We start from the raw sequence: 19,695 nt of genomic DNA on the forward strand, positions 1-19,695 counted from the left end.
AATCCGCGTCGACGCACTGCGACCTCGCTGGAAGCTGCCATGCAGCAGTGGCAAGGCTATCGCAACCCCAGAGTGCTCGCGAGAAGAAACTTGTCCGTTTCGGGCAGGTGGGGTGTTCGATTAAGGTCACTCGCGTCGATTTCGGCCGGTTCGTCGGATGTCTGCTTCTCTCCTGACGGCGGCAGAGTAGCAGACATCCCTCAAGCGCTGCTTGGGGTCCATGAGCGGACGCGCGATCCATGCCCAGTAGATCCAAGCTGAGCCTCTCCGTCCTTGTCCAGGAAGGTGGAGTCGTGCCAAGTGCAACGCGGCTTCAACGCCGGTTTCCAGGATCTGCTCCGCGTGGGCGGCGTTTGTTAGGCCGAGCACATGACTTCCGCTCATGCGGTCATAAGCAGACTCATGCAGTGCAACAAAGTGCCCGACTACTCGATCACCTCGTCGGCACGGGCCAGCAGCGCCGGGGGTAGGATGAGGCCGAGCACCTTTGCGGTCTTGAGGTTGATCACCAACTGGAACTTGGTCGGCTGCTGGACAGGGAGATCGGAAGGCTTCGCCCCCTTTAAGATTTTGTCAACGTAGTCCGCAGCGCTCCTGTGAAGGTCGCGGTCATCAAGGTCGTCGTAGGCCATCAGTCCGCCGTTCTCCGCAAACGCGGCGTAAGGGTAAACTGCCGGCAAACTGTAGCGCGCGGCGAGTTCGGTCACTTGCGCCCGTGCGTTACGGAAGATGCTTTCGGCCGTGGTGAGAACTCCCTGGGCACCGATCTTGCTCCCGGCCTCGAACGCTGCCGGAAGGTCGTCGGGTGTTTTGATGTCGATGACGTGCAGCGTCACACCCAGCGATGAAGCCGCTTCTTTCATAGCTTGGACTTGAAGTGGCGAAATAGGATCAACGAGGTACGCGAGCACAAGCACGCGCGAAAGTTCTGGCACCGCCTCTTTAAGAAGCTCCAGACGCTTCGCGGCGAGCCCTGACGTCATTTGCGACATACCGGTGATGTTACCTCCTGGGCGACCCAGGCTGTCGACGAGCTTTGTGCCGACCGGATCGCCAACCACCATCACGATCGGGATGGTGGTAGTTGCATCCTTCAATGCATGGGCGCCGGGCGTTGTGGTCACGGCAATGATGTCGGGCTTCAGGTGGAGACACTCATCGGCAAGTTCGCGATACCTATCGCTCCGACCCTCGGGGTGCAGGTAGTCGATGGTGATGGTTTCTCCATTTACATAGCCAAGTTCGCGCAACCTCTCGAAGAACCCTTCGAAGCGCTTCGCCGGCGACTGTGGCGTGCCAGGGTCAAAGGTGAGAAAGGAGAGCCGCGGGACTCTTTTCAGCGATTGCGCCGCCGAAGATAAGGGCCAACCGAGCGCCCCACCTGCGACCGCAATAAAGGTCCGCCGCCGCACCTGAACTCTCCCATGATATCCGAGCCAGAAACCCCAATGCGCCACGTGCGTTCGCGAGGGTCACACCCTACCACATCCATAGAGCAATGCCGCATTTCGCATCACGGGCAGACGAGCTGGTCATGTCGGATATGGGTTGAAAGCACCGGTTTGAGCGTCAGCCGGTGACTTCCGGTCTAACATCGACTTCAGAAATGTCCCGGCGTCGCGCAGACAGTGGCGAAGGGCCAGGAGCCGAAGTGGGACAGGCGCTATTCGATCAGCTTGTCCGCTCGCAGCAATAATGCCGGGATACCGTCGCACGCTCAAAACTTGGGGCGCCAACCGCGCCTTGAGCCTCGGCTGGTCAGCCGCCAAAGTTCAGGACGCCAGCTAACCGGCATCGTCTCCAGCTCATCCTCCCTATTTTGGTCACCTTTGATCGCGATGTGAGTAGTCAGGATTGCGCGAGCTAAGGGGTCAGTAATTTCAACAGCGAAGCGGATTGCAGAATGCGATTGAAAAGCGCTGCATTGTTTGCCGTTGTTTTGTTGTTTGTCAGTTTTTGGCCGCATGGCGGCGCTCGCTGTCAAAGCTCGCTTGCCCCGCCGCCATCGGTGACCGACCAAGGTTCGCCACCGCCGGGGTGTTACTGGGGCGGTCTCCATCTGTGGTGCAGCAAACCGGAGAGCCCTGGCGTTTTATCGCCACGGCCGACAGCCAAAGGTTCGACGCCTCCGCCGACAATGGCGCCAGAAGTCCCGATGTATCCACCGCCCGTTATCATTGCCCCGCCGGCATCGGCGACCGCCAAAGCTTCGCCGCCACCGGCCGCCAAAAACGCTTCTCCGCCAGTGGCGACCGACGACGTTCCAGCGCGAACAGCGACCGCCAAAGGTTCGGCACGATCGGCAGCCACCACGAACTCGCCACCGCCTGCCAATGACAAAGAGGCGCCGGCTTCGGCCATCGACAAAGTTTTGCCCAAGCCGCGCATCGGCAAGCTGTCTCCGTCACAGAAGCCCGCTGCTGACCATGATGGCTTCACCGCAGGTATCGACGAAGGCGAGGAGACAGGCCAACCGCCGCCCATTAGGCCTCGGCCGGCAAAACAGTCCAAGGTCCGGCAAAAGCCCGATACTACCGAGAGACCACCGGCGATACAGTCGCTGGACGACGCAGAAATGGAAAAACTGAAGCCCAAGCTCACGATCTGCCAAGGCTGCTAAAGGGTAAGGTTCCGTTGACATCGGCAAGGACAGCCACAGAGCCACCGGAAAACGCTTGCAGCATCTTGCCCGCTTTCTTCGCGCGGGTCGATCTAGAGGTCGAAGAAGGCAGCGCCGGACAGAGTGGGCTTTTCGCCCACTCATACGCGCTCTTAGCGCTACCTGGCGCTTTAGCGCCAGGTTGCCGGTTCACAGGGAGGGTTATTGAACGGACCTCCGGCAAACTGGCCAGCGTCTGGAGCCCGGATGCAGTGAACGACGCTGGAGGCCGGGATGACTGCGCCGGCTTTGTCGTGCCACGCCGCGCCAACCCGGGTTGCCGGTTCGCAGGGCGGCTTATTCCACGCACCTCCGGCAAACTGGCCGGTGTCGGGAGCCCGGACGCAGTGCATGACGCGGGAGGATTGAATGACTGCGCCGTTTTTGTCGTGCCACGCCGCCATGGCCGGACTGGCGAGCATGGCCGCAGTGATCAATCCCATCGAAACAAGCTTACTCATTTGCGCGTCTCCGCATGATATCAGTGATTGAACAACTGACTAACCTTGCTGCAGCTTATTTCTAGCGAAGAAACTGCGAGCATCATTTACGGTACTGACGATGCGCTTAACCTAGTGTTGATCTATATCAACCTCGATTCCGAGTACGGCGGCTGATGACCGCTCTGGGCCGACAGCGCCGATCTTAACCCAGCCGATGACTTCCGGTCTGCCCCAGATTCCAGACATGTTCGTCCGCAGCGCAAACCGCCGCTTTGGACCAACTCCCAGCACTCGATCACTTGGTCCGCGCGGCTTAGCAGTGTCGGCGGAATTGCAACGCCGAGTGTCTTGGCTGTCCTCGGGTTAACAGCGAGAACGAATTCGGTCGGCTGTTCCACGAGGATATCTGCCACTTTGGCATCTCGCAAGAGCTTCGCAACCTGTCGAGCGGTCGAGGATTGGCGAACGAACGCTCCATAACCTCGTGGACGCGAAGACATTGACGGCATCAATCGATTTTGCCTTCATGTCGTCGATCGCATCGATGAATTCTTCGTTGGACCTTGCCGTTTGATGTACTCGCGCGGTTTCATGTTCGCCTCGGAGGTGTCCTCTCACTTTCCTCAATCGTAGCCGCACCGCGTAGATCGCGGTCGCATGCGTCCGCTCCCAACGGCTCCATCTGCCAAGGCTGACGTTGCATTGCGCGGGCAGGCTTCATACGTTGCTGGCTGCGTACCATGTTCGATGTTCCCCACGAAGATAGCGAGACAGGCCATGGTGAAACCGTTTCCATCGAAGACCCATATCGGCAATCATGCGCTGCATCCGGAAACGCTGATGTTGAACTACGGCTACGATCCTCAATTGTCAGAAGGGGCCGTCAAACCGCCGGTGTTCCAGACCTCGACCTTCGTATTTAGGACCGCCGAGGACGGCAAGGACTTCTTCGATTTCGTCGCAGGCCGGCGCGACCCGCCGGATGGGATGGGCGCTGGTCTCGTTTACTCGCGCTTCAATCATCCGAACAGCGAAATCGTCGAAGATAGGCTTGCCGTTTATGAGCGTACCGATCATTGCACGCTGTTTTCATCGGGTATGGCGGCAATCGCAACCACGATCCTGGCGTTCACGCGTCCTGGCGACGTGATCCTGCATTCCCAGCCGCTCTATGGCGGGACGGAAACGTTGCTTGCAAAGACGCTTGCGGGCCTTTCCATCGGCGCGATAGGTTTCGCCGATGGCATCGATGAGAGCGCGGTGAAGCGCGCGGCGGAGGATGCCATGCGCAAGGGGCGGGTTGCGATGATCTTCATCGAAACGCCGGCCAATCCCACCAACGGCCTCGTCGACATTGCACTTGTGCGCCGCGTTGCCGAGTCGATCGGCAAGGTCCAGGGCTATACGCCGATCGTTACCTGCGACAACACGCTGCTCGGGCCGGTGTTCCAGAGGCCGATCGAGCATGGTGCGGACCTTTCATTGTATTCGCTGACCAAATATGTCGGCGGGCACTCCGACTTGATTGCGGGCGCTGCGCTTGGGTCGAAGGCGCTTATGAAGAACGTCAAGGCGCTGCGAAGTGCCATTGGCACCCAGCTTGATCCGCATTCCTGCTGGATGCTCGGCCGTTCGCTGGAAACGCTGAGTCTGCGTATGGAAAAGGCCTATGCAAACGCGCGGCTCGTAGCGGACTACCTGCGTGACCATCCCAAGGTGGCAAAGGTCCATTACCTTGGTCATCACGCAAAGGACTCGCCGGCCGGACGCCTGTGTGCGAAGCAGTGCAGTGGTGCGGGCTCGACATTTTCATTCGACATTGTGGGCGGTCAGGCAGCTGCAGCCGAATTCCTGAACGGGCTGCAAATCTTCAAGCTGGCAGTGAGTTTGGGCGGCACCGAGTCGTTAGCCAGCCTGCCGGCTACCATGACTCATTCGGGCGTTCCTGCTGACATTCGTAAAAAGATAGGCGTTCTCGATTCAACGATCCGGCTATCGATCGGCATCGAGCACCCGTCTGACCTCATTGCTGACATTGCGCAGGCTTTGAGCGGGGCTTAGCGCGCTCGTTATGAGCCAGGACGAACCGGAACCGCAGCCGAAATGGTCCGGCGGCATCGATGCCGTTCGGCAGCGGAATTACCGCCGTCCGGGCGCCGATCAGCGGCTTGATCTGCGCGCCCGCGTTTTCTATGCGGCGCGATGCAGCCGCTGATCGATTTCCTCGCGCAACAGCCTGAAGTCGATCGGTTTGGTCAGCAGCCCGGCGGCCCCGAGTTCGGCCGCTTTCTTCTTGGTCGCTTCATCGCCGTAGGCCGTGATCATGATCACGGGCACGTTCGGCCGCGCCGCCTTCACCTTAGGCAGCATCTCAAGCCCGCTCATGCCGGGCATGTTGATATCCGAAAGGATCAGGATAAGCATGGGGTCGGCGATCATCTTCGCGCGCTCCATCGCATCCGGCGCTGACGCCGCAAATTCCATGACAAAACGCCCGGAGCGAATGTCGTGGCGAAATTGCTGGCGAAACAGGTGTTCGATGTCGGGTTCGTCATCAACCACAAGGATAAAGGTACTCAATTGCTCTGCCCCCTGCTTCTGCTTATGCGGGCAAGTCACGCGGCAACGTAATGATGAATTCTGTAAATGAACCGGTTTCCGTCAACACTTCAATTGTACCTCCGTGCTGTTTCACCACGATGTCGTGGCTCAAGGACAGCCCGAGCCCGGTACCTTCGCCGGCCGGTTTTGTCGTGAAAAACGGGTTGAAAATCTTCTCCCGGATGTCGGGCGGGATGCCCGTGCCATTGTCGCGGATGCGGACTTCGACTCTGTCGCCGAGATTTCGTGTTATCGCCTTCAGCTTCGGTTCAAAGCCATGCCCGGCCGCCGCCGCGCGCTGGGTTGCTGCGTAAAACCCGTTCGAGATCAGGTTCAAAAGCACCCGGATGACCTCCTGCGGGTAAATATCGGCAACGCCTCCCGCCGGATCGAAGTCGCGCTCCAGCGTGATGTTGAAGCCCTGTTTCTCTGCACGGGCTCCATGGTAGGCGAGGTTGAGGCTCTCGTCGATGATCGCGTTGATCTCCATTGGCCGATGCTCTCCCGAGCCCTCGCGCGAATGCAGCAGCATGTTCTTGACGATGGAGTCCGCGCGCTTGCCGTGCTCCACGACCCTTCCAAGGTTGTCTTTCAGGGTGCCGGTCAGCTCTTCGACTTCCTCGCGGATCCTCCCAGGCAGTGCGACTCGCTCGAGTGCGTCGTTCAACTCGTCCGTCAATTCGGATGAGAGTGCGGCAAAATTGTTCACGAAGTTGAGCGGGTTCTTGATCTCGTGCGCGATGCCGGCGGTCAATTGCCCGAGCGCTGCCATCTTCTGCGCGTGGACCAGGCTCGTCTGCGCCTTCTGCAATTCGCGAAGTGCCGCCTCGGCAGCGTCTCTCGCAGCCCGAACGGCCTCCTCGGCACGCTTGCGCTCTGTGATGTTGCTGTAGATCAGCACAAAGCCGCCACCGGGCACCGGATTACGGCGCACCTCGATGACGCGGCCATCGGGGCGCGTTCGCTCCAGACGTAATTCCTGGGCGGTGTCTTGAAGACCCCGGCTTAATTCAGCTTCGAGGTCGGCCGAGTACTCGCCGCGCTCGGCAAGATAGCGGAAATAGTCGGCGTAGCTTGGCCGCTGGGCGAGGAAGACGTCGGGCAGGTCGAGGATCGTCTGGAAATTGCGGTTCCAGGCGACAAGGCGCGTGTCAGCACCGAACATCACAACGCCGTCGCCCATATTATCGAAGGTGACGCGCAACTCGGCCTGTCGATCGCGTAATTCCTCGAACAGCCTGGCATTCTCGATCGCGATCACCGCCTGGTCCGCGAAGGTGGTGGCGAGTTCGATCTCTTTGTCTGTGAAGGGGGCGACACGCGTCCGGTGAACGCCGAATATGCCGATCAGCTCGTCGCCGCGCAGCAGCGGAATGCCGAGCGTCGTGCGATGGCCCTGAACCTTCTGTCCCTCCCGGTAAGTGTATTCCGGATCCTGGAGCACGTCCGGGATATGCACCACTCGTAGGTCCATTTCCACCCGGCCGGACATCGTGCCGCGGTCGGGCGTCAAAGGATGAGCCAAGAGGAATCTCTTTGCCTGCTCGGGAAGGCCGCGAGACGCGACCAGGTGGTACAGCTTCGCGCGTCGGCGGAACATCACTGCCTGGTCGGCGCGGCAGAGGCGTGCCACTGTTTCAACCAGCGTGTCGAGGACCGTCTCGAGATCTACCGACGAGCGGCTGATGACCTTCAACACGTCGGCAGTCGCCGTCCGTTGCTGGAGAGATTCGCGCAGCTCGTTGAGTAGGCGCGAGTTTTCTATCGCGATAACAGCCTGGTCGGCGAAGTTCTTGACAAGGTCGATCTGCTTATGGGCGAACGGCCGGACCTCCGTACGGTAGATGTTGATCACGCCGACCAGCTTGTCTTCCTTGACGATCGGCACTGCCATAATGGTGCGGGCACCTGCAAGATCAAGGATGGCAAACCGCTTCGGGTCATCGGTATAGGCGGGATCAGCCCGGATATCCGCGATCTGGACCGGCCGTTTCGTGCTTACCGCAATTTGCAGGGTAGTTCCCACGCCCGGACGAATGCTTGGTTCGCGTCGCCGGGCTTCAGCATATTCAGCCGTCACCCCATGTAGGGCAACGGCGCGAAGCGTTTCGCCTTCCGATAAGAATAGTATGCCGAATTCCGCTTCGCAGATACGCGTTGCGTTCGCAAGGATGGACTCGAACACCGGCTTGAGGTCACCGGGCGAGGAGCTGATCACCTTGAGCACGTCGGCCGTCGCTGTCTGCTGCTCAAGTGACTCCACCAACTCTCGTGTCCGCGCTTGGACTTCGTCAAACAGGCGGGCATTCTCGATGGCGATAACGGCCTGATCTGCAAAGGTCTCGGCCAGCGCGACCTGCTTTTCGGTGAATGGAAGAATCTCAGTGCGACGCAGCACAAGCGACCCAACGATTTCCTGCTCGCGCACCAAAGGCACCGCCAGAATTGTACGGTGGCCCATCCGTCGCGCCATCTCGTATCCGACGGGGAACTCGGCCGCTTCGGCGCACAGATCGTGGACATGAACAGACTTGCGATCCATCACCGAGCGTCCAGTAACCCAGTCCCGCGATATCTGTGCCTCGTCGAAATCGAGCGGGATAGGACCATGGTGTGAATGCTTACGCAGGAATTCACCCGTTCGTAGGAAAAGACCCGCGTCGTACGCGCTACACACGCGACACGCAGATTCCGTCAGAGCGTCGAATACCTTTTGCAAATCAAAGGTCGAGCGGCTGATGACTTTAAGGACGTCAGCGGTGGCAGTTTGCTGCTGGAGCGATTCGCTCAAATCGTCTGTGCGCTGGCGCAACTCACCAAGCAGCCTTGCGTTCTCGATCGCGATGACGGCCTGTTTGGCGAAGTTGGCGACGAGCTCAGTCTGCCTTTCAGTAAAGGGCTTTACCTCCTGGCGGTAAATGGTGATTGCGCCGAGTAAGTTGTTTTCCTTTAGCATCGGCACGACGAAATATGTCCGGGCCCCAGCAAGATTAGCTAAGGCAACAACGGAGGGATTACCCTCCAGATATGGCGGCAGGGTTCGAATATCTTCGATGTGGACTATTTGGTGCGTTCGCGCGACGGTGCCGAGAGCGCTTTCCGGGTGCGGCTGGAACGCCGTGTGCGCGAGCGAGGCAGCATAGGCGGCCGGCACATTGTAGAGCGCTACGGGACGGAAACTCCCCTCGTCGTATAGATTCATCTGACCGAAATTTGCGCTGCACACGCGTGTTGCGTTCGCCAGCATACTCTCGAACACTGGGGCCAGATCACCGGGGGAGGAACTGATAATCTGCAGCACGTCGGACGTTGCGATCTGCTGCTGCAGGGATTCGCTCAGATCATTCGTACGTTGCTGCACTTCATTGAACAGTCGCGCGTTCTCGATGGCGATGACCGCTTGGTCCGCAAACGTGGTAACCAGATCGATCTGCCTCTCGGTAAACGGCTGCGGCCTGATCCGCGTCAGGAAGATCACGCCGACCACATCTCCTTCCCGCAACAGCGGGACACCAAGTGCTGTCCTGTAGCCAGCTATTCGTTGTGCGTCGTGTCGGGTGTAGTCCGGATCAGCCAGTACATCAGTGATATGGACAAGCTGCCTGTCGATAACAGTCCGTCCTACGACAGTCCCCCGGTCGATTGCTATTGGATTTGATTTGATGAACTCATGGTATTCGGGCGTGAAGCCGTGTCGCGCCGCCGCGCGGTAGACGTTCCCGCTCGGCAGGAAAATAATTGCATCCTGGGCCTGGCAGAGTCGGGTTGCCGATTCGGCAAGCGTATTGAGTACAGATGCGAGATCGAACGTTGAGCGGCCGATCGTCTTCAAGACTTCGGCAGTCGCTGTCTGTTGCTCGAGCGATTCGCGCAGCTCGTTCAACAGCCGGGTATTCTCGATGGCGATGACGGCCTGGGCGGCGAAGTTCTTCACCAGCTCAATTTGTTTTTCAGCGAACGGCCGTACTTCTTGACGGTAAATTACGATCGCCCCAACTATCTCGCGCTCCTTGAGCATCGGAACGGCGAGAAAGGATCGCGCTCCCGCCTGCTCGACCGTAACGACACGCAACGGCTCACGATCAGCATAGGTGGAATCGGCTTTGAGATCGGGGATATGTACAACCTGCTTAGTGCGCGCAAGCCGGCCAATGGCAGTCTTTGGACCTGGCCGTATCGGCCCATGCTGATCCCAGAATGTGCGATAGGCCGGAGGGACGTCGTGCAAATGCACCGCGTGAAAACGCTCACCGTCGTACAGCAGGATGTGGCCGAATTTGGCGTCACAAATGCGCAACGCGTTTCCGAGCATTGCCTCAAATACAGGCTTCATGTCCCCCGGTGACGAACTAATTATCTTCAGGACTTCAGCGGTCGCAGCCTGCAGTTCCACCGCCTCGTCGCGTTCGCGCCTTAGGCGCTCCATGGGCTGCGCGTGGTCAACGGACGACTGCGCCGGCGGCGCCTTGCGAGTCGCCCTCGGCTTCTTCGCGCGCTGGCTCTTTGCGGGGCGTGTTGTTGCAGTGCGTCGCTGCATGTCGCTCCCTCATGGCGGCGCGTGATCTTAGCAAATCCCGAGTTTTGCGCCATGGCACGAAGGCCGCATTGGGCCAAAACCGGCAATGCTCTGATCGAGCGGAGGAGTTCTGTTTATCCTCAGAAGGCGGACATCTGCGCTTTTGGGCAAACGGCTGCGCCGCCTTGGTGGCCGCACGCAGGTGCCGCTTTCGAGCAGAAAGAACCAGCCTCGGCCCGGTCGCCAGATCAAGGCCGGCGTATTCGGCCGGCGAGCCCGTGGCGACTCTCGTCGGAAACAATCACGTGTGGCATTTGCCGCGAAAGGTATCGCAATTATCGCCGGCATGACAAAAGCGGTAGCGCCCTGAATCTCCGGCGTGACACTCACAGGTCTTCTTCGTGACAACCCCATCAGGACAATGAGGAAAGCGCTTGAATCTGATCGCGGAAAGCGCCGGCCCAGCCAATAGATAGGAAAGCAAGGCATATGCGAAAAGCAGCCCGAGCTTTCTCATGGTTCGTCTCCTGACTCGTTCTCGTTTGGACGACCTGTCGCAAGGGGTGGAATCTATTTTACTGCGATGACGCCGCGCGGTCGAGCGATGACGGCGTGCTGGACCTCAACGCAGACGTAGCGCGTTTGATGTCTGCTATGCCCTTAGCAGCGACCGATGCGGTGAAAAACCCGCCGTCAAAATGTCCTAACGCCTGGCCGTTCGCCATGTTGGCTCTCAGCACCTGCAGTCGCAGCATCCAACCGATCACAAGACTGATGTCCACCTCTCGCGGGACTTCTTAATATTCAATATTCGACCCGATACAGGCGCCATCGTTCCGGCACGCCTTTGAGTTGGTGAAGGCCGCGATCCTTGAAGCGGATCCCAGACTGCGACATCAGATCCTTGACCGCGCTCGAGACCAGGACTTCGCCGGCACGCGCTTTCGCCGCGACGCGCGCGCCGATGTGAAACGCGAGACCGAACACCTCCGCGCCGCTCACCTTGTATTCGCCCGCGTGCAGCCCCACCCTGACCTCTAGCCCAAGCGTGCGCACCGCCTCGCGGATTGCGGTCGCGCAGCGGACCCCCGCAACCGGCGCGACGAACGTTGCCAGCAGTCCGTCCCCCGTCGTTACGACTTCTTTTCCGCGCAAAGTCTTGAGCTCTCTACGGACGGCGGCGTAATAGTGATTCATCACCTGTGTCCAACGCGAATCGCCTAGCCGCGCGGCTTTTTCGGTGGACCGGACGATATCAACAAAGAGGATCGTGGCGAGCGTTTGTTCGAGCTCGGCGTCACGGGCGGCGGTTCGGCGCCGGTTCGCAATACTTCCAACCAGCAATTCATAGCGATGGTTGCGTCGCCGCGCGATCGCGGTTTTTGCATAGTCTTTGGCACGCTGAACCGTGCTGCAACGAATTGTCTTAGCCCTCGGCGGAAGCTTCCAGTAAACCTTCCGCCCATCTCCGACGCCATGAACCTCCACAGCGCCCCACTTCAGGAAAATCGTCGAGCCGACCCGTCGAACGCACCATGCCTTTGACGTGTAACCGGAAACGTTCGACTGATGGACTCCGATGCGAAGGAACTTGGGCATGGACCTGCGGCCGATCGAAAGACCGTTTGGGACTACCTGGGATGAAGCGTAGTCATACATTCCTGCGTTGGCAATGGTACGGCCGGCGGGCAGCTGACGCGGCCGATGATCGGCTAATGGGCCATTAGCACGGGCAGGTCAGCATGTTCCATAATGTGCCTCGTGGCGCCGCCGAAAATCATTTGCCGTAGTCTATTCCGGGTGAAGGCTCCTTTGATAAGTAGGTCGCAGCCTCTTTCTCGTGCTGCATCCAACACTGCCTCACCAGTGCTTCGACCTTCCAGTTGGACGCTCATCGATTCCGCGGCAATGCCGTTGCAATGCAATTGCTGGAGGATCTGATCGGCGGATGGCCCCGGGACGTCCTGCCCGCCGACCACGCTCAATACGGTGACGCGGTCGGACAAGTGAAGAAGCGGGGCGGCGAAGGCGTTTGCCCGAGCTTGCTCGGTGCTGCCGTTCCAATGGATCATGATGTTGGACGCGATTTGCCTGGGAGCCTTCGGCGGTGATAGCAAAACGGGTCTGCCGCTCTCGAACAGCGCGGCCTCGATCACACGATTAACCGGACCGGTGACCTCGGCGTCGGGCCTGGTTAGAACGATGATATCAAAAGCCCGCCCGTAGCTTCCGACAAAAGCCTCACCGTCCGGCGCTGCCGCCCGCCAGCCGAAACACGGTGGATGAAAATCGGTGGAGGCGCGCGGAATGCCATGTTCCTGCATGAAGGTCTCGAATAAGCGCCGGATCTCCTCGGTTTCTTGAGCAGCCGTTGCTTCATATTCGGCAAAGGGAACGACCAGCTCAGCGGCGGCGTACTGCGGAATGCCGAACCTGAATGCAAAGCCCTCGATATAGGCCCCGGTACGCTGCGCCAGCGTAACGGCCGTTTCTAGCGCGGACCTTGTGGCCAAACTATTGAACGTCGGAACCAGTATCGTTTTCATTCTAGGCTCTCTCTGCCACCTCAGGCACGCCCGGCGGATGATATTCCAGTCCACGAACCATTGGTGAAGAAGCCCGACCAGCGTGCCTGCGTCCCAGCCCTTCTCGAGGGCGTAAGAGATCGAATCTCCGCTCGCCTCCAACTTAATTGGGTCGGAAACGGCGGGACAATGCAAGAAAGAAGTCTCGCGGCGCACAAGGCCAAGCCGCGACGCACAACGTCGCGCTCGGGACGTCTCCACTCTCGGTAGCGGTATCTCTGTGTCGATGGACTTGGCGGCCGGTCAAACTCCATCATTCCCTCCAAATACCGATAGCAAGATGCTACGCTTCTAAAACACCCGAGCGTTTCCAATCCGACGTTCGGGCCAAGAGAGACGACCCAAGGGAAGAAACATGGCCAACAAAGCAACGCAGCCTGTGTGGGATCCCCTCGCACTTGCAGGGCAACTCCAAAACGTCGCTCAGCAAAGCCAGGCGCTGATGCAGCGCTTCTTGTCCAATCAGGCTGATGCCACAAAGCTCGGCATGGGCGACACGTCGACCCTCGGCTTCGATTTCGCCGACCTGATGACGCAGATGATGGCGGATCCGACCACGGTCGCGAAGGCGCAGATAGATCTTTTCAATGACAGCCTGGCTGTCTGGCGCAATACAACCGATCGCATTTTTGGACTCCAAACCCCTGAGGCAGACAAGCCAAGAGACAAGCGTTTCAAGCATCCTGAATGGACCAGGAATGCGGTCTTCAACTTTGTGAAGGAAAGCTATCTGGTCGCCGCAAAGTCGATCCTGTCGACCGTCCGGGAAGTCAAGGGCATGGATGAGGGGGCAGCCCGCAAGGTCGACTTTTATACGCGGCAGTTCGTCGATGCGTTGTCACCATCGAATTTCGTTGCGACCAATCCGGAAGTGCTCGCCATGACCGTCGAGACAGGCGGACAGAACCTGCTGCGCGGGCTGGAAAACCTTCTGGCCGATCTTGGGCGCGGCGATGGTCGCCTGTCGATTACGATGACCGACATGAAGGCGTTCCGTCTTGGCGAAAACATTGCCACCACGCCCGGCAAAGTCGTGCATCAGAATAATCTCATGCAGTTGATCCAATATACTCCTTCCACGACTGCGGTTCGGAAGCGACCGTTGCTCATCGTTCCGCCGTGGATCAACAAGTTTTACGTTCTCGATCTGCAACCGAGGAATTCCCTCATCAAATGGGCTGTGGACCAGGGACACACGGTATTCGTCATTTCATGGGTCAACCCCGACGAGAAGCTCGCCGAGAAGGGTTTTGAGGACTACATGCTGGAGGGGCCGATCGCTGCCCTGGACGCGATCGAGAAGGCAACCGGCGAACGTCACGTCAATACGATCGGATATTGTCTCGGCGGCACTCTGCTCGCATCGACGGCGGCGTATCTGGCGGCGAAAAATGATGATCGGATCGCAAGTGCGACGTATTTCGTTACGCTGGTGGATTTCACCGACGTGGGCGATATGGGCGTGTTCATCGACAACGAGCAGCTCGCCTCGCTCGAAAGGCGGATGCGCGAACGCGGCTATCTCGACGCCCAGGACATGGCGACATCGTTCAACATGTTGCGCGCCAATGACCTGATCTGGTCGTTCGTGGTCAACAACTACCTGCTCGGCAAGGAGCAACTTCCGTTCGATCTTTTGTTCTGGAATTCGGACTCGACGCGCATGCCGGCCGCGATGCACTCGTTCTATCTGCGAAAGATGTACCAGGAGAATCTGCTGGCGAAGCCCGGCGGCATCAATCTTGCGGGGACGGCGATCGACCTCTCGAAGATCACGATTCCGACCTTCCTGTTGTCGACGCGCGAAGACCATATCGCTCCGTGGCAATCGACCTATGCGGCGACCCAGCTTTACTCCGGCCCGGTCAAATTCGTGTTGTCTGCCTCGGGACATATGGCTGGCGTAATAAGCGCGCCGGGCAGCAAATACGGTCACTGGACAAACGACAATTTGCCGCGAAGCCCTGACGATTGGCTTTCCGGGGCAACCGCGCACCAAGGCTCCTGGTGGCCGGTATGGGATGAATGGATCACTCGGCTCGAGCCGGAACGTGTTCCTGCCCGCGAGCCCGGCGGCGGCAAATTGCCGGTGATTGAGGATGCTCCCGGTGCCTATGTTCGGGTAAGAGCTGTCGCCGCGTGATGGCTTTGGCGGGTTTCATGCGCATTACGGAGCAGGGGTCCTGGACTCGAATGTCAAGGATTTGGCGAGCGCGCGGAGGCTTCGATGGCATCGGAATTCAACGTCCACAACGCCGCCGGCTACGAGCAGCTCATGGGCCGCTGGAGCCAAAAACTCGCGCCCCTATTCATCGACTTCGCGGGGGTCGCCGAGGGCGAAAGAATTGTCGACGTCGGCTGCGGCACAGGTAGCCTGACCTTCGCGCTCGCCAGCGCCGTCGACCTCGCCGAGATTGCTGCAATCGACTACTCGCCAGTCTTTATCGCGGAAGTAATCCGGCGCAACACGGATCCGCGAATAAAAGTTCGGCAGGCGGATGCCTGCGCTTTGCCCTTCGCGGGCGGAACATTCGACCGCGCTTTGGCGCTGCTCGTGCTCCACTTCGTTCCCGAAGCGGGTAAGGCAGTAGCCGAGATGCGCCGCGTCGTTCGGCCGGGTGGCATTGTTGCAGCAGCCGTGTGGGACCATCTCGGCGGCATGCCCGGCATGCGCATGATGGTCGACACGGTCGCTGCACTTAGTGAAGGCGGGCGCCAGCTGCGCAATCGCTATTGCTTCCAACCGATGATGCAGCCTGGCGAAATGAGGCGGACTTTTGTCGGTCAGGGTCTCCTAGATATTACGGAAGTGCAGCTGATGATCCGTATGGACTACCAAAGTTTCGATGACTATTGGGCTCCGATTGCCGCTGGCGAAGGGCCGCTCGGCAAGTATGTGGCAACCCTCGACACTGCGGTCCGAGCGCATACTGAAGCCGCGGTGCGCGATGCCTACGAGGCCGGCCAGTCCGACGGCCCGAGATCCTTTGCGAACGTCGCGTGGGCCTGCCGCGGCATCGTTCCTTAACTCGACGGTCAGAGCAGTCTTTTCCAAAGAGTCCTTAGCCCCAAATCGTTCGTCTCGCCGCGAAGAGGCCCTCGATATTTTCGCCGATGGCGAGGTCAGCTTTCGAGTCAAAACCGCAACTTTGCGGAAGAGGGCAGCTTTCGGCGCAGAGCGGACATTCGGATCGGCACGTCGCACACGGGCCATCGACGGACTCATGTGGCGCAGCAAAAGGCATTTCTACTCAATCACCTCGTCCGCCCGGCCGCTTAGCGCAAGCGGAACGGCGATGCCGAGCGCCTTGGCTGTCTTGAGGTTGATAATCAGCTCTACCTTGGTCACCCTCTGGATAGGCAAATCACCCGGGTTCGCTCCCTTGAGAATTTTCCCGGTGTAGATACCGACCAGCCGGTAAGTTTCTGTTTCATCGGCTCCGTAGCTCATCAGTCCGCCGGCCGCTACGAACGGGCGATACGTGAAGATCGCAGGCACCGCGTAGCGGAGCGTCAGCGCCCCAAGCCGCTCCATGCGTGAATTGAAGAATAAATAGGGTCCGATGACGAGCGCATCGGTTCGTAAGGCTGCAAAGACCGCGTCCAGATCGCGATCGGTGCTCGCGTATAGAACATGGAGTTGCATTCCGAGGGCGGGAGCCGCCGCCTGCAGGGCGCGCATGAATTGCTCAGTAATAGTCGCAGAGGAAGGATTGACAAGTATGGCAATGTTGGTCGCCGAAGGCAGCAATTCGCGCAGGAGCTCTAGCTTCTTTTGCCCCACCTCGACGTTCAAATTGGTCACGCCCGTCAAGTTTCCGCCCGGCCGACTTAGGCTTGCTACAAGGCCGAGCGTGACCGGGTCACTGGCCGTCTCGAACACGATCGGAATTGTGGCAGTCGCCGCCTTTGCCGCCACTGACGCGGGACTGCCGCCCGCGGCAATCACCCTCACCTGACGGCGAACCAATTCGGCCGAAAGCACCGGCAGTCGATCGTCATGATCCTCCGCCAAGCGATATTCGACAACCACGTTCTGACCCTCGATATATCCTTCCTCTTTCAGCCCGACGGCAAACGCGTGCAGACGGGCCCTGTACCCTTGAAGCGACGTACTGCCGAGGAAGCCGATCACCGGCATCGCCGCCTGCTGCGCGCGGGCGGCTAGCGGCCCCGCGACTGCACCACCGAGCGCCGCTAGGAATTTTCGTCGTTCGATGTAGCTTGCCATGCGCCTCTCCGGTCGGAGGTCATTCATGGAATGGATGAATAATACCACGCTTTGATCGCTCGGTCCGCGACTAAGGCTGGGCAAGACCGCCTTAGGTCATTCGCTGCGGACCTAAAGCGGCCCCACGGCGCTCCCAGCGGCACCTAGGAAAGTGCGGCTGATCCTCATCTGGCTGACGGCTGCGGTGGCGACCGCGTCGACACAGCCGCCGACCAGAGCGTCCGCGCTTCCGCCAACGACGATCAGTTGGAGGTCTTTCCGCCGCAGTACGGCCGCCGCGATGTCGATCGCATTGGTCGCGATCACCAGGCCCGCATTCTCAGGCACGGCGTCGACGATTGCGAGGTTCGTGCTGCCGTTATCAAGGAACAGCAATTTACCCCTCTCAATGGTTGTCACCGCGGCGTGAGCCAGACGCATTTTTTCGGTTCGTCTTATCTCGATGCGCGCCGCCATCGGGATCGTCGCTGCTGTCAGCGGCAGAGCGCCCCCATAGACTCGGCGGCAGCGACCTTCGGTCGCAAGTTGGCGTGATGAAGCCTTGGCGTGATGAAGGGCACGATGAAGCCTTGGCACGATGAAGCCTTGGCACGATGAAGCCTTGGCATGATAAGATACAGCAGCCGTTCACCGTGGAGCGACGACGTGTTGCTGGAAACACTTCTGCCACTGGGCAAGGTCGACCCCGGCCTGCGCGCGCCCGAAATGCCTCTCGATCTCCATTCCATCGCCGCCGACGCGCGACTGCTGGAAGAGATCGGCTACGACGGACTGGTGGTCGAGGAAACCAAGGACGATCCGTTCATCGTGCTGGCGCTGGCGGCCCAGACGACGCGGACGCTGAAGCTCGGCACCTCGGTCGCCATCGCGTTTCCGCGCAGTCCGACCGTGACCGCGATGAGCGCGTGGACGCTGCAGAAGCTGTCCGGCGGCCGCTTTACTCTCGGCCTCGGCACGCAGGTGAAGGCCCACATCGAGCGACGTTTCGGCATGCCCTGGACGCCCGCCGGGCCGTGGATGCGCGAGTACGTGAGTGCCGTTCGCGCGGTGTGGGATTGCTGGCAGAACGGCACGCCGCTTGACGTCAGGGGGCCGCATTACAACATCAATCTGATGGTGCCCTTGTTCAATCCTGGCCCGATTGAGCATCCCGTCATCCCCATCCATCTTGCAGCGGTGAACCAGGTGATGTGTCAGGTGGCGGGCGAAGTCGCCGAGGGAATCCGGCCGCATCCAGTATGCACGCCGTCCTACATCGAGAAGGTCATGCTGCCGGCAGTGCGGGCGGGCGCGGCCAAGGCGGGGAGATCGCTGGATCGTTTTCAGGTCTGCATGAAGCCGCTGGTCGCCACAGCGGCCAACGAAGCGGAGTTGGCGCCCAAGGTGCGCGATGTGCGCGCGCGGATCGCCTTCTATGCCTCGACGCCGCAATATCGCGCCGCGTTTGACCATCTTGGTCTGGGTGATCTCGCGGACCGGCTGAAGCTGCTCTCGCGAGCGCAACGCTGGGAAGATATGCCTCAGCATATCAACGACGACGTCCTACACACTTTCGTGACGATCGCGACCCATGACACTATCGGCCGTAAGCTTTGCGACCGCTATGGCGGCGTCGTCACGAACTGCGAGTTCTCGATTGCGGTGAAGAACGACGGCGATCGCGAGCGTCTGCGCCAGCTCGCCAGCGACGTCCAGTCGGAAGGCGATGCGCGCGCCCGGCGCACTATTCTCGGAGGCGCAGCCTGACAGCGGCTCGCGCGCACCTTCAACCGGAGAAAATCGACATGAAACTCGGACGCCTTGGTGTGTGGTACGGCACCGATAAACTCGACGGATCGCAACTGCGTGAACTCGTGCGCACGGTCGAAAATAATGGCTACTCGACCCTGTGGTATCCCGAATCGCGGGGCTACGAGTCGATGTCGCTGGCGGCCTGGCTGCTGTCGAGCAGCGAGAAGCTGGTGATCGGCAGTTCAATCGCCAACATCTATGCACGCGATTCCTACACTGCGCAGCGCGCCATGGTTTCGCTGAACGCGCTCTACGGCGACCGGTTCGTTCTCGGTCTCGGCGTCAGCCACATTCCGATGGTCGAGGGTCTGCGCGGCCATCGCTACGACAAACCATTGGCCGCGATGGGCGCCTATCTCGACGGCATCAACAAGTTGGCGCCCGCCGGCGAACTGGCGCCGGTCGTGGTCGCAGCACTCGGACCGAAGATGTTGGCGCTGAGCGGCGCCAAGTCGCGTGGCGCCGTCCCATACAACGTGACGCCGCAGCATACGGCTGAGGCCGCCGCGATCCTCGGGCCTTCGAAGTGGCTCGCAGTGGAGCAGAAGGTCACGCTCGAGACCGATCCCGCGAAGGCCCGGGCGCTCGGGCGCAAGGAACTGTCCCGTTATATGGCGCTGCCGAACTATCGCAACAGCTGGCTGCGCCAGGGCTTCACCGAGGCCGAACTCGCCGACGGCGGTAGTGACCGGTTCATCGATGCGATGGTCCTGTGGGGCGACGCCGACACGATCAGACGCGGCTTGAGGGCGCACTTCACGGCCGGCGCCACGCATGTCTGTCTGCAGCCCGTCCATGCGGACGGCGATTTCGCCGCTCGCGATCGCATGCTGGCCGCGCTCGCCGACACCTGAGGCGCGCGCGTGCCG

Annotated in this window: 14 protein-coding genes; 6 read left to right on the plus strand and 8 right to left on the minus strand. The window is 59.9% G+C overall.

The window, feature by feature from the left end; all coding sequences use genetic code 11:
* Positions 1-425: 425 nt before the first annotated feature.
* Positions 426-1,412, minus strand: a complete 987-nt coding sequence (locus A3AI_RS0104045; RefSeq protein WP_024514340.1) for an ABC transporter substrate-binding protein — start codon at positions 1,410-1,412, stop codon at positions 426-428.
* Between the two features lie 484 nt (positions 1,413-1,896).
* On the opposite strand from A3AI_RS0104045, the gene A3AI_RS47210 reads away from it, so the two are divergent.
* A complete protein-coding gene (locus tag A3AI_RS47210) occupies positions 1,897-2,337 on the plus strand; it encodes a hypothetical protein (protein WP_156927621.1) in 441 nt (146 codons plus the stop codon).
* Positions 2,338-3,879: 1,542 nt separating this feature from the next.
* Positions 3,880-5,163: a cystathionine gamma-synthase family protein gene (locus A3AI_RS0104065; protein ID WP_024514342.1), complete on the plus strand. Its 1,284-nt coding sequence runs from the start codon at positions 3,880-3,882 to the stop codon at positions 5,161-5,163.
* Between the two features lie 129 nt (positions 5,164-5,292).
* Here the strand turns inward: A3AI_RS0104065 and A3AI_RS0104075 are convergent, their stop codons facing one another.
* From A3AI_RS0104075 to A3AI_RS0104095, 5 genes are all read right to left on the minus strand, one after another.
* Entirely contained in the window at positions 5,293-5,682 is a 390-nt protein-coding gene (locus tag A3AI_RS0104075) for a response regulator (protein WP_024514343.1), read from the minus strand.
* 22 nt (positions 5,683-5,704) lie between these two features.
* Positions 5,705-10,240 carry a GAF domain-containing protein gene (locus A3AI_RS45740; protein ID WP_024514344.1) on the minus strand — a complete coding sequence of 1,512 codons (4,536 nt, stop codon included), beginning with the start codon at positions 10,238-10,240 and terminating at the stop codon, positions 5,705-5,707.
* A 280-nt stretch (positions 10,241-10,520) separates the two neighbouring features.
* Complete coding sequence (locus tag A3AI_RS47215; protein WP_156927622.1) at positions 10,521-10,736, minus strand: hypothetical protein; 216 nt, start codon at positions 10,734-10,736, stop codon at positions 10,521-10,523.
* A 287-nt stretch (positions 10,737-11,023) separates the two neighbouring features.
* A complete protein-coding gene (locus tag A3AI_RS0104090) occupies positions 11,024-11,818 on the minus strand; it encodes an adenylate/guanylate cyclase domain-containing protein (RefSeq protein ID WP_024514346.1) in 795 nt (264 codons plus the stop codon).
* A 113-nt stretch (positions 11,819-11,931) separates the two neighbouring features.
* Positions 11,932-12,765, minus strand: coding sequence for a universal stress protein (locus A3AI_RS0104095; RefSeq protein ID WP_024514347.1), 834 nt, complete (start codon positions 12,763-12,765; stop codon positions 11,932-11,934).
* A gap of 394 nt (positions 12,766-13,159) precedes the next feature.
* On the opposite strand from A3AI_RS0104095, the gene A3AI_RS0104100 reads away from it, so the two are divergent.
* Positions 13,160-14,947, plus strand: a complete 1,788-nt coding sequence (locus A3AI_RS0104100; RefSeq protein WP_024514348.1) for a PHA/PHB synthase family protein — start codon at positions 13,160-13,162, stop codon at positions 14,945-14,947.
* Between the two features lie 84 nt (positions 14,948-15,031).
* The gene (locus A3AI_RS0104105) at positions 15,032-15,832 is read left to right on the plus strand and encodes a class I SAM-dependent methyltransferase (RefSeq protein WP_024514349.1); all 801 of its coding nucleotides are present in this window, start codon (positions 15,032-15,034) and stop codon (positions 15,830-15,832) included.
* 219 nt (positions 15,833-16,051) lie between these two features.
* On the opposite strand, the gene A3AI_RS0104110 is transcribed toward A3AI_RS0104105, so the two are convergent.
* Positions 16,052-17,035: an ABC transporter substrate-binding protein gene (locus tag A3AI_RS0104110; protein WP_245286825.1), complete on the minus strand. Its 984-nt coding sequence runs from the start codon at positions 17,033-17,035 to the stop codon at positions 16,052-16,054.
* 111 nt (positions 17,036-17,146) lie between these two features.
* A complete protein-coding gene (locus tag A3AI_RS45100) occupies positions 17,147-17,491 on the minus strand; it encodes a sugar phosphate isomerase family (protein WP_156927623.1) in 345 nt (114 codons plus the stop codon).
* 189 nt (positions 17,492-17,680) lie between these two features.
* On the opposite strand from A3AI_RS45100, the gene A3AI_RS0104120 reads away from it, so the two are divergent.
* A complete protein-coding gene (locus A3AI_RS0104120) occupies positions 17,681-18,781 on the plus strand; it encodes a TIGR03617 family F420-dependent LLM class oxidoreductase (protein WP_024514350.1) in 1,101 nt (366 codons plus the stop codon).
* Between the two features lie 38 nt (positions 18,782-18,819).
* Positions 18,820-19,680, plus strand: coding sequence for a TIGR03620 family F420-dependent LLM class oxidoreductase (locus A3AI_RS0104125; protein ID WP_024514351.1), 861 nt, complete (start codon positions 18,820-18,822; stop codon positions 19,678-19,680).
* The last annotated feature ends 15 nt before the right edge of the window (positions 19,681-19,695 follow it).

It is taken from the genome of Bradyrhizobium sp. Tv2a-2 (assembly GCF_000472425.1).
Lineage (GTDB): Bacteria > Pseudomonadota > Alphaproteobacteria > Rhizobiales > Xanthobacteraceae > Bradyrhizobium.

Bases quoted from the DNA above. Each gene is read 5' to 3' on its own strand.
- A3AI_RS0104125 (WP_024514351.1), top strand. From the start codon at position 18,820: ATGAAACTCGGACGCCTTGGTGTGTGGTACGGCACCGATAAACTCGAC.
- A3AI_RS45100 (WP_156927623.1), bottom strand. From the start codon at position 17,491: ATGGCGGCGCGCATCGAGATAAGACGAACCGAAAAAATGCGTCTGGCT.
- A3AI_RS0104110 (WP_245286825.1), bottom strand. From the start codon at position 17,035: ATGGCAAGCTACATCGAACGACGAAAATTCCTAGCGGCGCTCGGTGGT.
- A3AI_RS0104090 (WP_024514346.1), bottom strand. From the start codon at position 11,818: ATGCCCAAGTTCCTTCGCATCGGAGTCCATCAGTCGAACGTTTCCGGT.
- A3AI_RS45740 (WP_024514344.1), bottom strand. From the start codon at position 10,240: ATGCAGCGACGCACTGCAACAACACGCCCCGCAAAGAGCCAGCGCGCG.
- A3AI_RS47215 (WP_156927622.1), bottom strand. From the start codon at position 10,736: ATGAGAAAGCTCGGGCTGCTTTTCGCATATGCCTTGCTTTCCTATCTA.
- A3AI_RS0104105 (WP_024514349.1), top strand. From the start codon at position 15,032: ATGGCATCGGAATTCAACGTCCACAACGCCGCCGGCTACGAGCAGCTC.
- A3AI_RS0104095 (WP_024514347.1), bottom strand. From the start codon at position 12,765: ATGAAAACGATACTGGTTCCGACGTTCAATAGTTTGGCCACAAGGTCC.
- A3AI_RS0104100 (WP_024514348.1), top strand. From the start codon at position 13,160: ATGGCCAACAAAGCAACGCAGCCTGTGTGGGATCCCCTCGCACTTGCA.
- A3AI_RS0104065 (WP_024514342.1), top strand. From the start codon at position 3,880: ATGGTGAAACCGTTTCCATCGAAGACCCATATCGGCAATCATGCGCTG.